This is a genomic window from Aureimonas mangrovi (assembly GCF_014058705.1).
GTDB lineage: Bacteria > Pseudomonadota > Alphaproteobacteria > Rhizobiales > Rhizobiaceae > Aureimonas > Aureimonas mangrovi.
In genome coordinates this window covers 2,117,626-2,132,217 of record NZ_CP059692.1, presented here as the reverse complement: position 1 = coordinate 2,132,217, position 14,592 = coordinate 2,117,626, and the positions used below count along the sequence as shown (strand labels likewise).

Sequence of the window (14,592 nt, the reverse complement as noted above, 5' to 3'; positions counted from 1 at the left end):
GTGACTGCGCCGCTCCCGCAAAACCCGTTCGGTCGCTAGGGGGCCTGACGTCGATTCAAAAAAAGAGCGCCGTGCGTCGGATGAGGCACGGCGCTCTTTCTTTGAGTCAATTTCACGCCGTGAGCGGCTAGCTCAGGCCGCCTGACGCACCGCAGGAAGATTGCGCCCGAGCAGAAGATCGGAGACCTTCGGCCAGAGGCCCTGGCAGACGCTGCTGCGGAAGAAGCCGTTGTGGCCGATCTGCTCGCAGCCGGCATCCTTCGGCGAAATCCAGATTTCCTCGACCGGCGCGTTCGAGAACTGGTCGAGAAGCGCCGTGACAGCCTTCGGCGTTCCCCAGTTGTCGTCCGAGATTCCGACCGAATAGACCGGAATGCGCACGTCGGAAAAGCGGCGAGCCTCCGGGACCTTCGGGTCCGCGAACAGGAACTCCGGGTGACGGCACCATTTCGCCCAATCACGGAAGATCGTGCCGGGCAGGGCGGTGCCGAGGCCCGCAGCCTTCGGCAGCTTGCCGAGAAGCAGCGCCATCGGCACGCCCAGAAGGTTCATGCGCGCATAGACCTTCAGCGGCTCGCGCGTGCGCCCGTAATAGCCGTTCAGCGAGGCCACCATGACATAGCGCTCGAAGGCGTCCGAGACGCCGCACAGGCCGAGCGCGACGCCACCGAAGGAGTGGCCGATGCCGACAAGCGGCTTGTTGGGTGCGAGCTTCTTCAGCGCGCAGACGGCGGCGGGCATGTCGTGCACGCCCCAGTCCTTCATGTGTAGCGCCTTGCGGCAACGGGCCTTCGAGCTCCCGACGCCGCGATAGTCATAGGTAAGCACGGCCGATGCGCCGGCCTCGACGAGGTTCTCGGCGAAGGCGCGGTAGAAGCGGCGCTCGACCGCCGCCGCTGAAGAGATGAGGATCGCCGGCCCGTCTCCCGAGCCTTCGTAGAGCGTTCCGACCAGCGTCAATCCGTCCCGCGTGGGGATCGCGATATTCCGTGAACGGTTCATAGGGTGTTCCAGACCATCGAATGATGAAACGCCGAGATCGTGCTGCAATTCATCCTGCGGCATTAAGACCTCGTTTACTGACTTCGTCCTAAATATCGAACCCTGCCTCGCGAACCTTGCGTGAGGAAGGGCCGGAATGTGGCAGCCCGGGGATCGACTCATATGAGCGATCGCCTTCACAGTTCAACCACGTTTTTGCCAAATGCACTGATCGGGCGGTTCCGCCCTGGATCACCTTTGAAGTGTTTCGCCCGGCCTTGCCAAGCGCCCTCGACCAGCTAGACACTTTCCGCATGGACATCCACGATGATCATCCAGACCTTGGAAGGCTCGCCGCCGAAGGGCGGGTGGTCGCTTACTTCGGTTACGGCTCGCTCGTCAACAAGCATACGCTGCGCACCCGCTTCCTCGCGATCCGCCGTGCGAGCGTCGTGGGGTGGCGAAGGTTCTGGCTTCTACGTGCCGAAGGGGCGCCCGCCCTCCTTTCTGTGAAGCCGGAGGAGGGGCACCTGACGCAAGGGGTGGTCGTCTACGATCACGCCGACCACCTTCCCGCCGTCGACGAACGCGAAGCCGGCTATCACAGGCGAGTCGTGATGCCTGGGCGATGCACGATCGAGGCGGAGCCGGTCTCGGACGTGCCGCTTTTCATCTACGAAGCGGCGCGTGAAGAGGAGACGGCGTCTGAGGTCGGCGCGTTCATCCTCCAGTCGTATATCGATGCAGTTCTGCAAGGCTTCCATGCGCTGTACGCAGAGGAAGGTGTGCGGCGGTTCGTCGCCGAGACGGACGGGTTTTCGACCGATCTCGTCGGCGATCGCCACCGCCCGGCCTATCCGCGTTCCGTGCATCTCGCCGACGGCGAGGCAGCGCTGTTCGATGAGCTTCTCGACGCGCGGGGCGTGCGGCGCGTGTCCATGCCGGACGTCGTCACGCCCTACGGGTGACGCGATGATGACAAATCGTCGCTTTGGTGATTAAACGCGCTCGAAGATCGACTGGCGGGCGGCCGGGCTTGCTCCACGGATTGCGGTGAAGCGAAGCGGCTCCCGCTTCGAGCAGATCGCGAAGGAGAGCCTCATGGCCAAGGACTGGACCCCGTCGAGCTGGCGCGACAAGCCTATCCTGCAGGTGCCGGACTATCCCGACCCGATGGCGCTCGCCGACACGGAAGCCAGGCTCGCGACCTTTCCGCCGCTGGTCTTCGCAGGTGAGGCGCGCAAGCTGAAGCGTCAGCTCGCCGAAGTCGCCGAGGGACGTGGCTTCCTTCTGCAGGGCGGCGACTGCGCGGAGAGCTTTGCCGAACACGGCGCCGACAACATCCGCGACTTCTTCCGCGCCTTCCTTCAGATGGCCGTGGTGCTCACTTTCGCCGCGGCCTCGCCGGTGGTGAAGGTCGGCCGCATCGCGGGCCAGTTCGCCAAGCCGCGCTCGTCCGGCTCGGAGACGGTGAACGGCAAGACGCTGCCGTCCTACCGTGGCGACATCATCAACGGCATCGACTTCGACGAGGCCTCGCGCATTCCGAACCCGGAGCGCCAGCTCGAGGCCTATCGCCAGTCGGCCGCGACGCTGAACCTGCTGCGCGCCTTCGCGCAGGGCGGGTACGCCAATCTGGAGAACGTTCATCAGTGGATGCTCGGCTTCGTCGGCGGTTCGCCGGAGGCCGAGCGCTACGGGCAGATCGCGGACCGCATCTCCGAGACGATGGGTTTCATGCGCGCCATCGGCATCAGCGGCGAGTCGCATCCCGCCCTGCGCGAGACGGACTTCTTCACCAGCCACGAGGCGCTGCTGCTCGGCTACGAGCAGGCGCTGACACGCGTCGATTCGACGAGCGGCGACTGGTACGCCACCTCCGGCCACATGATCTGGATCGGCGACCGCACGCGCCAGGCCGATCATGCGCATGTCGAGTATTGCCGCGGCATCCGCAATCCGCTCGGCCTCAAATGCGGGCCGTCGATGGAAGCGGACGACCTCCTGCGCCTGATCGACGCGCTCAACCCGGCCAACGAGGCGGGCCGGCTGACGCTGATCACGCGCTTCGGACATGAGAAGGTCGAGGAGCATCTGCCGCGCCTCATCCGCGCGGTGGAGCGCGAGGGCCGCAAGGTGGTCTGGTCGTGCGATCCTATGCACGGCAACACCATCACGGTGAACAGCTACAAGACACGGCCCTTCGACCGGATCCTCGCCGAGGTGCAGCGCTTTTTCGAAGTCCACCGCGCCGAGGGCACGCATGCCGGCGGCATCCACATCGAGATGACCGGCAAGGACGTGACCGAATGCACCGGCGGTGGACGCCCGGTTCTCGCCGAAGACCTGTCGGACCGCTACCACACGCATTGCGACCCGCGCCTGAACGCCAACCAGGCACTGGAACTCGCCTTCCTCGTCTCCGAACTGGTCAAGCGCGACCATGAGACGGTCCAGCCCGAGGCGCTTCGCGCCGCCGGCTGATCCGGGTTCGGCGCGGGCGAGCCCGCGCTACTGGCCTGTTTCGGCTTCCGCCCACGCCGCCAGCGTGGGCGGAGCTTTTTCGCGCTTGCCGGATATCGCGCCCGGATCGTTTCCTCCTCGAAAAGATACTGGCCGACGTCGAACGCAGCGATCGCGACGACGATGCGGTCGATCGTGTCGAGGAGAGTGCTCCCGACGCTCCATGTCCGGGCGTCGAATGCTACGACCATTTGCAGGCCGGCACGGACGATGAGCGCGCAGGCAAGGATCGTCAGCGCGATGCTCGCGATGGCGAAGGGCCGACCTAGGGCTCGCGAGCTTCCTTTCTGTCTTCTTCCCGGCGGTCGGCCATGCGCCCGGCCGCGCCCGGCCCCCAGCGGTACCAGATGCCGAACAGTGCCGCGCCTACGACAACGGCGACTAGAAGGTAAATGATTCCTTCCTCAACGATCTCCAGCCGCTGGAACACGGTGGAGATCGAGTAGCCGAAGAAGAAGCCAATGCCCGTGAAGAGCGTCGCCCAGATGCCGGCGCCGATGAGGTTGAGGAAGAGGAAGCGCGGGACGGTGATCGAGGAGAGGCCGAGCGCGATCAGCCCCGGCATGCGCAGACCGTAGACGTATCGGTTCACGATGACGAAGTACGCTTGGAACCGGTCCACGAGCCGCAGCGCGCGGGCAAAGCGCGGCTTGCGCGTCCACTTAACGATCCACGGCGAATCCGAGAAATATCGCGCGAACAGAAAGACGGCGAGATCGCCAAGGAAAGAGCCGACGAACGCAAGGCCCATCATGAACTGGAGCGTGTGGCTGCCTCGATAGGCGAGAAAGCCGCCGATGATGGCGAAGACCTCGCCCTCGAAGAACGTCCCGATGAAGACGATGACGATGCCGAAGCGATCGATGAGGCCGAGAATCTGGTCCAAACTCAGTTTCGCCTGTGCAGCCACGTCACGGCGCTCGCGATTCCCGCGCCACTCGCGGGGCCTTTTCGTCGCGAACGCCCTTCTTGGAAAGCCCCTTGGCGCCCAAACGGCGTCATTTTCATGAAGGGTGACGCTTCCGGACAGGGATGGGGCGCAAACGTTACGAGAAGTGCGCGGGCCTGTACCGGTCGCGTTCCTGATCCTGTATGTGCCGTCGCACGACGCACAGCCCGAAGGCCACCATGTCTGAACTCCCCACCGTCGAAGATCTGGCCCTTGTCGCCGGCGTTCTCGGCCTTCTGTTTCTGATGCGCTTCGCGCTCGCCTTGCGGCGCATGCGCGTGGAAGCGGGCGAGCCGGTCGACATCCTCGCTGATGCGCGCCATGTGCGTCTGGCGGGCGCTTTCGGTGAGAAGCGCGAGCCGGAGCGTCGTCACGCCGCGCGCCAGCTTCTCCTCGGCCTCGTCTTCGCGTTCGCCGGGCTGGCTATCGCGGGTGGCATGCTCGTCGCCGACGTCCTGGCCCCCTTCTTCTCACGCGCCTCGGAGATCGGCTGATGAACGTCCTCACGCGCTTCGCGCCGTCGCCGACGGGCCACCTGCACATCGGCAACCTGCGCCCGGCGCTGATCAACTGGCTCTTCGCCCATAGCGCGGGCGGAGACATGGTGCTGCGTTACGACGACACCGACCGCGCACGATCGCGCGAGGAGTATGCGCAGGCGATCGCCGAGGACCTCGCCTGGATCGGCATTCTGCCGCGTACCTCCGTGCGCCAGCAGGACAGGCTCGCCCTCTACGATGCGGCGGTCGAGAGGCTCCGCGAGGCGGGGCTGCTCTACCCTTGCTACGAGACGCCGGACGAACTGGAACGACGGCGCAGGCGCAATCTCGCCGCCGGCCGTCCCCCGATCTATGGGCGCGAGGCGCTGAAGCTGACGGCCGAGGATCGCGCCGCGCTGGAAGCCGAAGGGCGGCGTGCGCACTGGCGGTTCCTCCTGCCGAACTTCGGCGAGACGCCGTTCGAGATGCGCCGCACCGAGGCGCGCTGGGACGACCTCATCCGCGGCGAACAGGTGATCGACCTCGCCTCGCTCTCCGATCCCGTGCTGGTGCGAGAGGACGGCACCTATGTCTACACGATCACCTCTGTCGTCGACGACGGGAAGATGGGCATCACCCACGTCATCCGGGGCGAGGACCATGTCGCCAACACCGCCGTCCAGATCGCGATCTTCGAGGCGCTCGGCTTTTCGCTGCCGGCCTTCGGGCACCACAACCTCCTGACGACGACGGACGGCGAGGGCCTGTCGAAGCGCTCGGGTGCCCTCTCGCTGCGCACGTTGCGCGAGGAGGGCTACGAGCCGATGGCGGTGGCGAGCCTCGCCGTCCTCACTGGCATGGCCGGCGCTATCGAGGCACTGTCGGACTTGGAGAAGCTGGCCAAGCGGCTCGACCTCTCGGCCATCTCCGCTTCGAGCGCGAAGTTCGATCCGGCCGAGCTGGACCGGCTGAACGCCGACCTCGTCCATGCGCTGCCCCACGAGGCCGTCTCCGAAAGGCTGCGCTCCGCCGGCGTGCCGGACAAGGTTGCCGAGCCGTTCTGGCTGGCGGTGCGGGGCAATTGCGTGAAGGTTGGCGATGCTGCGCTCTGGTGGGTGGCGGTCGAGAAGGGGCCGCAGTCGGTCCCGGCCTTCGACGAGGAAGCCCGCAAGGTGCTTCACGCGGCGAAGGCGCTCCTGCCGCCGGAGCCATGGGACGAGAGGACCTGGAAGAGCTGGACCGGTGCGGTGAAGGACGCGAGCGGCGCCAAGGGCCGCTCGCTCTTCATGCCGCTGCGTCTGGCGCTCACCGGGCTCGATCACGGCCCGGAACTGGCCGCTCTCCTGCCGCTGATCGGCCGCGACAGGACGCTCGCGAGACTCTAGCGGCCGCTCTTCTGCACGGCTTCCGCGACCGCGATCGCGGCCATGTTGACGACGCCGCGCGAGGTGGCGGACGGCGTCAGGATGTGGGCCGGTGCGTTGGTGCCGAGGAGCAATGGTCCGACATGCAGCGCGTCCGTGCGCACCTTCACGACGTTCATCGTGATGTTGGCCGCGTCGATGGTGGGGAAGACGAGAAGATTGGCGGAGCCGGTCAGCGTCGAGCCCGGCATCACGCGCTTGCGCATCTCCTCCGAGAGCGCGGCGTCGCCGTGCATCTCGCCGTCTATCTCGATGTCGAGCCCGCTTTCGCGCACGACCTGAAGCGCCTTGCGCATCTTCAGTGTGTCGGGCGTGCGCACCGTGCCGAAGTTGGAGTGCGAGACGAGCGCGGCTCGCGGCTTCAGGCCGAAGCGCTCGATCTCGATCGCCGACAAGCGGATGATCTCGGCAAGATCCTCGGCCGACGGGCTATCCTGGACGTAGGTGTCGCTCATGAAGAGCGCGCCGTCCGAATCGATGAGGAGGCTCATGCCTGACAGGCGACGGACGCCGGGCGCGACACCGATCACCTGCTGGATGTCGCGAAGATGCTGCGAATAGCGGCCCGAGGAAAGGCCGCAGAGCATTGCATCCGCTTCCCCGCGCGAAAGCGCAACGGCCGCGATCACCGTCGTGTTGGTGCGTACCACCGTGCGCGCCGTGTCCGGATCGACGCCGCGCCGGCCGACCTTCGAGAAATAGTGATCGACATAGTCGCGATAGCGCGGATCGTCCTCCGGGTTCACCACCTCGAAATCCGTCTCGGGCCGGATGCGCAGGCCGAAGCGCTCCAGCCGGGTGCCGATGACGGAGGGGCGGCCGACGAGGATCGGAACGCAGGTCTTCTCCTCGAGCATGACCTGCGCGGCGCGCAGGACGCGCTCGTCCTCGCCATCGGCGAAGATGACGCGCTTGCCGGAATCGCGGGCGATCTGGAAGATCGGCTTCATCGTCAGGCCGGAGCGGAAGACGAAACGGTTCAGCCTGTCGAGATAGGCGTCCCAGTCGGCGATGGGGCGTGTCGCGACGCCCGTCTCCTCGGCGACCTTCGCCACGGCCGGCGCGATCTTGAGGATCAGGCGCGGGTCGAAGGGCGAGGGGATGAGATAGTCCGGCCCGAAGACGGGCGTCTCGGACCCGTAGGCCTTGGCCGCGACTTCCGACACCTCCTCGCGTGCGAGCGCGGCGATGGCGTCGACGGCTGCGATCTTCATCTCCTCGTTGATCGAGGTCGCGCCGCAGTCGAGCGCACCGCGGAAGATGAAGGGGAAGCAGATAACGTTGTTGACCTGGTTCGGATAATCCGAGCGGCCGGTGCAGATCATCGCGTCGGCGCGCACGGCGCGCGCGAGTTCGGGCATGATCTCCGGCGTCGGGTTGGCCAGCGCCATGATCAGCGGGCGCGGCGCCATCTTTTCCAGTAGCTCGGGCTTGAGCACGCCTGCAGCCGAAAGGCCGAGGAAGATGTCGGCGCCTTCGATCGCTTCCGCCAGCGTGCGCATCGGCGTGTCGCGCGCATAGACATCCATCCAGCGGTCGGTGCGGCCGTCGCGGCCCTTGTACACGACGCCTTCGATGTCGGTGCAGGTGATGTTTTCGACCTTCGCGCCGAGGGAGACGAGGAGGTTGAGACAGGCGATGGCGGCCGCGCCGAGACCGGAGGTGACGATCTTCACCTCGCCGATGTCCTTGCCGGCGAGGAGAAGTGCGTTGCGCACGCCCGCGGCGACGATGATGGCGGTGCCGTGCTGGTCGTCGTGGAAGACGGGGATGCCCATCCTGGCGCGCAGCCGTTCCTCGATCTCGAAGCACTCGGGAGACTTGATGTCCTCGAGATTGATGCCGCCGAAGGTCGGCTCCAGTGCGGAGACGACGTCCACCACGCGGTCGATCTCCATGGCGTCGATCTCGATGTCGAAGACGTCGATCCCCGCGAACTTCTTGAACAGGACCGCCTTGCCCTCCATCACCGGCTTGGAGGCCAGCGGCCCGATATTGCCGAGGCCGAGGACGGCCGTGCCGTTGGAGACGACGCCGACCAGGTTGGCGCGGCCCGTATAGTCGGCCGCAAGCTGAGGATCGGCCTCGATCGCCTTGCAGGGCGCGGCGACGCCCGGCGAATAGGCGAGGGCGAGATCGCGCTGGTTGCCGAGCGGCTTGGTGGGCGCGACCTCCAGCTTACCGGGCTTGGGATGGCGGTGATAGAAAAGCGCCTGTTCGTCGAGGTCGCGGGTCGTGTGCCCTGGCTTCTTCTCTTCGCTCGACGACATGGGACGCTCCGTTTGGCTGCTCGCGCCCGCCGAGCGGCGGGCGTTTCGGGCCTCGTCTTAAAACGGTTCAGCGCACGATGGAAACGGTTGAGTTTCGCTGCGATGCAGCGATTCTGCTTCAACCCCAAAGAGCGGGCGAGGGCGGAGAGACCGTGGAGGATGCGTAGACGAGGCCGCGTGGCCGGTCGCGCTTGAGGAGGAGTGGCCCGTCGAGATCCACGAGGTCCGCATACTGGGCCAGAAGGACGGCGGGGGCCATCGCGAGCGACGTGCCGACCATGCAGCCGACCATGACGCCGAAGCCGAGCCGGCGCGCCTCGCGCATGAATTCGATGCCCTCCGTCAGCCCGCCGGTCTTGTCGAGCTTCAGGTTCACGTAGTCGTAGCGCGCGCTCAGCGAGGCGAGGTCCTTCGTCGCGTGGACCGATTCGTCGGCGCAGATCGGCACGGGATGCGGAATGCCGGCAAGGATGTCGTCCTGGTCGGCGGGCAGGGGCTGTTCCACGATCGTCGCGTTCACGGCCGCGGCCGCGAGAAGGTTCTCGGCGACGTTGTCGGCCGTCCATCCCTCGTTGGCGTCGATGATCAGCTTCGCACCGCGCGCCGCCGAACGGACCGCGCGCATGCGCTCGGCGTCGTTGCGTCCGCCCACCTTCACCTTCAGGACGCCGCGATGGGCGACGGCGCGTGCGGCGTCGCCCATTTCGGATGGGGTGCCCATCGAAATCGTGTAGGCCGTCTCCACCGGGCGTGCCGGTGCCTTGCAGAGGATGTCCTCCAGCCGTCGGTTGCCTGACTTGGCCTCAAGGTCCCAAAGCGCGCAATCGAGCGCGTTGCGCGCAGCGCCGGGAGCCAGGAGCTCCTGGACCGTCTGGCGCGAGGCGCCGCCTTCCACGGCCTCGCGTACGCTTTCGAGCTGGGCGCTGACGCTCTCGGTCGTTTCGCCGTACCGCGCATAGGGCACGCACTCGCCCCAGCCGCGGCCGAACTCGTCCTCCACGGTGCAGACGACCACGACGGCCTCCGTCTTCGTGCCGCGTGAAATGGTGAAGGATGCGGCGAGCGGGAACCGTTCCACTGTGACCGAAAGACGACGGGCCATTGAAAACCTTCGCGATTACGGGGCCTGACGTGCCGTGTCGCAATGACAAAGCATCGACCGGCCGTTAACACTTCGGCAAGACGCCAGGGCTCCCGCCCCGGAAATTGAATACGCCGCGTCTGGTGGCAATAGACCAAGCCAGGGCTGAAATCGACACGATGCTCGACATCCCCGATGCCGAAAAGGCCACGAAGGCCGGCGGACGGCCCACCGTCCCTCCCGCGCTTGAGGCCGAGAAGGGCGAGGGCGGCCTGCGCCTCAAGGTGACGGGTGACTGGCTGGCCCGCACGGTCGGCTCGGTGGAGAAGACGGTCGCGGAGACGCGCAAGGCCGATCTCGGCCGCACAATCGTGATGGACTGCACCGATGTCGGCCGCCTGGACACGTCCGGCGCATACCTCATCGAGACCTTGGCGCGCGCGCTCGGCGAAAAGGGCGCCGAGCTGCGGTTCGAGGGCGTGGAGGGCGGCAACGCCTCGCTTTTCGAGGCGGTGCGGCGCGCCCTCGATACCGATCGCCCGGCGCCGCAGAAGCGGGGCATGTCCTTCGGGCCGATCACGCTTCTCGACGGGCTCGGGCGCAGCGTCGCCGGCCTCGGCTCGGAATTCGTCGCAGGGCTCAACATCATCGGCGCCTCGCTCTATGGCGCCGGCCGCCGGCTGACCGGCAAGACGCAGTTCCGCCCGGCCGCGATCGTCAACCAGATGGATCGCATGGGCGTGCGCGCCCTGCCGATCATCGCGCTGATGAGCTTCCTGATCGGCGGCATCATCGCCCAGCAGGGCGCCTTCCAGCTTCGTTATTTCGGCGCCGAGATCTTCGTCGTCGATCTCGTCGGCATCCTGACCCTGCGCGAGATCGGCGTTCTTCTCACCGCGATCATGGTGGCGGGCCGCTCCGGCAGCGCCATCACCGCCGAGATCGGCTCCATGAAGATGCGTGAGGAAGTGGACGCGCTCCACGTCATCGGCCTCAACCCGATCGGCGTCCTCGTCTTCCCGCGCCTCGTCGCGCTGACCATCGTGCTGCCGCTCCTGGCCTTCGTCGCCAACATCTGCGGGCTCTTGGGCGCCGGCCTCGTCGCCTGGACCTATTCGGGCATTACGCCCGAGGCCTTCATCGCGCGTCTGCGCGAGGCCGTGGACATGGCCTCGATCTTCGCGGGCCTCATCAAGGCGCCTTTCATGGCGATCATCATCGGTGTCGTCGCCTCCGTCGAGGGCATGCGCGTCGGCGGCAGCGCGGAAAGCCTCGGCCGCCACGTCACCTCGGCGGTGGTGAAGGCGATCTTCCTCGTCATCCTCGTCGACGGCATCTTCGCCATCTTCTACGCAGCGATCGGGTACTGAGATGGACGAGCGGACCCGACCGGACGCCGCAAGCGAGGAGCGCGACGACGACGTCATCATCCGTGCGCGCGGCGTTTCGGTGTCCTTCGGCTCGAAGCAGATCCTCGACGGCCTCGATCTCGACGTGCGGCGCGGCGAGATCCTCGGCTTCGTCGGCGCGTCGGGCACCGGCAAGTCGGTGCTCCTGCGCACGATCCTCGGCCTCAACCCCAAGCAGGCCGGCACGATCGAGGTCTTCGGCGTTGACTATGAGCGGGCGAACGACGCGCAGCGCCTTTCGGTCGAGCAGCGTTGGGGCGTTCTCTTCCAGCAGGGTGCGCTGTTCTCCTCGCTGACCGTCCTGGAGAACATCCAGGTGCCGATGCGCGAATATCTCGACATCTCGCCGAAGCTGATGGAAGACCTCGCTCGGCTGAAGATCGATCTCGTCGGCCTCGCGCCCGACGCCGCCGGAAAATACCCATCCGAGCTTTCGGGCGGCATGATCAAGCGTGCCGCGCTCGCCCGCGCGCTGGCGCTCGACCCCGACATCGTCTTCCTCGACGAGCCGACCTCGGGCCTAGACCCGATCGGCGCGGCAGAGTTCGACGAGCTCATCATGACGCTGCGCGATACGCTCGGCCTCAGCGTCTACATGGTCACGCACGACCTCGACTCGCTCTTCCAGGCCTGCGACCGCATCGCGGTGCTCGGCCAGAAGAAGGTCCTGGTGGAAGGTCCGCTCCAGACCATGCTCGAATGCGACGATCCGTGGGTGCAGACGTACTTCCACGGCAAGCGCGCGCGCACCATCGTGCCGCCGGACGGCGGCGCGAAGGACGCGCCCGCCCAAGACGAAAACGCTTCCTTCGACGGGAAAGACTGATGGAAAACCGCGCCAATTACGTTCTCGTCGGCATCTTCACGCTGGTGATCCTCGCGGCGAGCTTCGGCTTCGTCTACTGGTCGGCCAACGTTTCCGATTCCAACACGCGCGTGCCTCTCGTCGTGCGCATCCAGGGCTCGGTCTCGGGTCTGAGCCAGGGCAGCCAGGTGCTGTTCAACGGCCTGAACGTCGGCTCCGTCACCAATCTGCGCATCGACCCGAACGATCCGCGCACCGTGATCGCGACCACGCAGGTCGATCGCAACACACCGATCACCACCTCCACCCAGGCTTCCATCGGCTTTCAGGGCCTCACCGGCATCGGCTTCATCGGCCTGACCGGCGGCAACATGAACGACCGCAACATCATCACCTCGGCGCTGGAGCAGGGGGCAACGCCCGTCATTCGCGCCAACCCCTCGGACGTCACCGACATCCTCGCGACAGCCCGTGACATCTCCGACCGCGCCAACAACATCCTCGGCGAGTTCGAACGCCTCGTTCAGGAGGTCGGGCCGGCGGTCACGACGACGGCCAACAACATCGCGCGCACCTCCGGTAACGTCGACATCTTCACCGCGAGCCTTGCCGAGAACGCAGACCAGATCGAGGATTTCGTCGGCAGCCTCGGACGCCTGGCGACCAGCGCCAACGGCGTCGCCCTCCAGCTTCCAGGCCTGATCGACGAGGTCTCGGCCTTCATCGGCGCGCTCGATTCACAGTCCATCAACCAGTCGATCGAGAACGTCGCCGCCATCACCGACGCGGTGCGCGAGCAGACCCCGGCTTTTGCCTCGGCGATCGAATCCGTCTCGACCGCCGCCGAGGGCTTTGGCGTGATCGGCGAGACGGTGGATCGCAATGCGGACCAGATCGACCAGTTCCTCGCCAATCTCGGGCCGCTCTCGGAGAGCGCGACGAGCGTGGCCACGCGCCTCGATTCGACGCTGCAATCCGCACAGGCCGTGATCGAAGCCATCGACGTCGCAACGATCGATCAGGCGATCGACAATATCGCCGACTTCACGGGGACGATCCGCGGCCAGAACGCGGCCATCGCGCGAGCCGTCGCGGCGATTGCCGACGGCGCGGAGAATTTCGACGCCTTCGGCGACGCGATCCGCCAGAACATCGCCGGCATCAGCCAGTTCTTGGGCACGCTCGGGCCCATCTCCGACCGCGCGACGAGCATTGCCGGCAATCTCGACGAGACGCTCGTCTCGGCGCGTGAAATCTCTGCCGCGATCGATCCCGCTCAGGTCCGCTCGACCGTCGAAAGCGTCTCCGGCTTCACCTCGGCGCTCAACGAGCGCTCGCCGCAGGTGCAGGAGTTTATCTCCGGTGCCAACATCGTCCTCACATCACTGCAGCAGTCGCTCGCCGGTCTCGACGACACGCGCGGCCTCGTCGACCAGATTCTCGCCGGCATCGATCCGGCGCTGGTGAACCAGGCGGTGACGGACGTTTCCGCAGCCTCCGGCAACATCGCCAGCGCGGCGGACGAGGTGGGCAACATCGCTCGCGACATCGGCGCGCGACGCGAGGATATCGATACCATCATCACCGACGTGCAGGAGACGAGCGCCAATCTGCGCGTCGCCTCCGCGCGGGTCGATGCGGTGATCGCGCAGGTTGACACGCTCCTCAACGGGCCGAACAGCGAGGGCCTGACCTCCCAGGCGCGCGAGACGCTGGTCTCAATCCAGGAAGCCGCGAACGCCATCCGCAGCGGCATCACGCCGATCTCGGCGAGCGTGACGAACCTCTCCGACCAGAGCTTGCGCGAGATCCAGGGGCTGGCGCGCACGACGACGGATTCGATCACGCGCGTCGAACGCGCCATCACCGACCTTGCGAACAATCCGAGCCGCATCATCACCGGTGGTTCGGGCTCGGGCGACGTGCGCCAGTTCGACGGACGGACACGGCGATGAGCGGGATTTCGTCGCTCGTGGGACAGACAGGGCATACGATGAGGGGGACACCCATGAACACGGCACGCGCCGCGCGCCTTCTGACCGCCGGCCTCGCCGCGCTGCTTCTGGCCGGCTGCGCCTCCTTCTCCACTCCGCCGCAGACCTTCGATCTGGAGGCGCCGGTTGGCGCGCCGAGAGGTAGCGCGGCGACGCGCACGCAACTTCTCATCGCCGAGCCGACGGCTGTGCGCACGCTGGACAGCCAGCAGATCGCCATCCAGCCCAGCGCGCTCACCGTCGAGTATCTGGCCGACGCGCAGTGGACCGATCGCCTGCCGCGCCTCGTCCAGCTTCGTCTTCTCCAGGCCTTCCAGAACACCGGCCGCGCGGGCGCTGTCGGCGTGCCCGGCCAAGGGCTGGCGATCGACTTCCAGATCGTCACCGAGATCCGGCGCTTCGAGATCGCGCTCGATGAATCGGCGGCCGTCGTCGAGATCTCGGTGAAGGCGTTGAACGATCGCAGCGGTGTGGTGCGCGCTTCGCAGATCTTCCAGGCCCGCGTGCCCCTGCAGGGCAGCGGCAACCCGGCCTATGTCGTGGCGCTCAATCAGGCGTTCTCACAGGTCACGGACGAGATCGTCGCCTGGACGCTGCGCACGCTCTGAGGGACGAGGCCTCGCCCGATACGAAAAGGCCCGGCCGACTCTCGTCGACCGGGCCTTTGTCTTTTCTAG

The 14,592-nt window shown here is 66.5% G+C and carries 12 protein-coding genes; 8 read left to right on the top strand and 4 right to left on the bottom strand.

What is annotated here, in order from left to right:
- Positions 1–132: 132 nt before the first annotated feature.
- Positions 133–1,002, bottom strand: coding sequence for an alpha/beta hydrolase family protein (locus H1343_RS10095; protein ID WP_185982794.1), 870 nt, complete (start codon positions 1,000–1,002; stop codon positions 133–135).
- Between the two features lie 293 nt (positions 1,003–1,295).
- Here H1343_RS10095 and H1343_RS10090 point away from each other — a divergent pair, with 293 nt between their 5' ends.
- Entirely contained in the window at positions 1,296–1,949 is a 654-nt protein-coding gene (locus tag H1343_RS10090) for a gamma-glutamylcyclotransferase family protein (protein WP_185982793.1), read from the top strand.
- Between the two features lie 133 nt (positions 1,950–2,082).
- Entirely contained in the window at positions 2,083–3,465 is a 1,383-nt protein-coding gene (locus tag H1343_RS10085; protein ID WP_185982792.1) for a class II 3-deoxy-7-phosphoheptulonate synthase, read from the top strand.
- Positions 3,466–3,769: 304 nt separating this feature from the next.
- Here the strand turns inward: H1343_RS10085 and H1343_RS10080 are convergent, their stop codons facing one another.
- Positions 3,770–4,390, bottom strand: coding sequence for a DedA family protein (locus H1343_RS10080; RefSeq protein ID WP_185982791.1), 621 nt, complete (start codon positions 4,388–4,390; stop codon positions 3,770–3,772).
- 242 nt (positions 4,391–4,632) lie between these two features.
- Between H1343_RS10080 and H1343_RS10075 the strand changes: the two genes are divergently transcribed.
- Positions 4,633–4,947: a hypothetical protein gene (locus H1343_RS10075; RefSeq protein WP_185982790.1), complete on the top strand. Its 315-nt coding sequence runs from the start codon at positions 4,633–4,635 to the stop codon at positions 4,945–4,947.
- Positions 4,947–6,317 (top strand): glutamate--tRNA ligase, encoded by a 1,371-nt coding sequence (locus H1343_RS10070; RefSeq protein ID WP_185982789.1) that lies wholly within the window; start codon positions 4,947–4,949, stop codon positions 6,315–6,317. Before H1343_RS10075 ends, H1343_RS10070 begins: the two co-directional genes overlap by 1 nt.
- Here H1343_RS10070 and H1343_RS10065 read toward each other — a convergent pair.
- Together H1343_RS10065 and dgcA are read right to left on the bottom strand one after the other, a co-directional pair.
- Positions 6,314–8,626: an NADP-dependent malic enzyme gene (locus H1343_RS10065; RefSeq protein WP_185982788.1), complete on the bottom strand. Its 2,313-nt coding sequence runs from the start codon at positions 8,624–8,626 to the stop codon at positions 6,314–6,316. The genes H1343_RS10070 and H1343_RS10065 overlap by 4 nt on opposite strands.
- Positions 8,627–8,744: 118 nt before the next feature.
- Positions 8,745–9,728 (bottom strand): N-acetyl-D-Glu racemase DgcA, encoded by a 984-nt coding sequence (gene dgcA, locus H1343_RS10060; protein ID WP_185982787.1) that lies wholly within the window; start codon positions 9,726–9,728, stop codon positions 8,745–8,747.
- 158 nt (positions 9,729–9,886) lie between these two features.
- Here dgcA and H1343_RS10055 point away from each other — a divergent pair, with 158 nt between their 5' ends.
- The 4 genes from H1343_RS10055 to H1343_RS10040 are packed head-to-tail and all read left to right on the top strand — an operon-like array spanning position 9,887 to position 14,523.
- On the top strand, positions 9,887–11,077 hold the full coding sequence (locus H1343_RS10055) for an MlaE family lipid ABC transporter permease subunit (RefSeq protein WP_185982786.1): 1,191 nt from the start codon (positions 9,887–9,889) through the stop codon (positions 11,075–11,077).
- A gap of 1 nt (position 11,078) precedes the next feature.
- Entirely contained in the window at positions 11,079–11,942 is an 864-nt protein-coding gene (locus tag H1343_RS10050; protein WP_185982785.1) for an ABC transporter ATP-binding protein, read from the top strand.
- On the top strand, positions 11,942–13,876 hold the full coding sequence (locus H1343_RS10045; protein ID WP_185982784.1) for an MlaD family protein: 1,935 nt from the start codon (positions 11,942–11,944) through the stop codon (positions 13,874–13,876). Before H1343_RS10050 ends, H1343_RS10045 begins: the two co-directional genes overlap by 1 nt.
- A 53-nt stretch (positions 13,877–13,929) precedes the next feature.
- Complete coding sequence (locus tag H1343_RS10040) at positions 13,930–14,523, top strand: ABC-type transport auxiliary lipoprotein family protein (protein ID WP_185982783.1); 594 nt, start codon at positions 13,930–13,932, stop codon at positions 14,521–14,523.
- Positions 14,524–14,592: the final 69 nt, after the last annotated feature.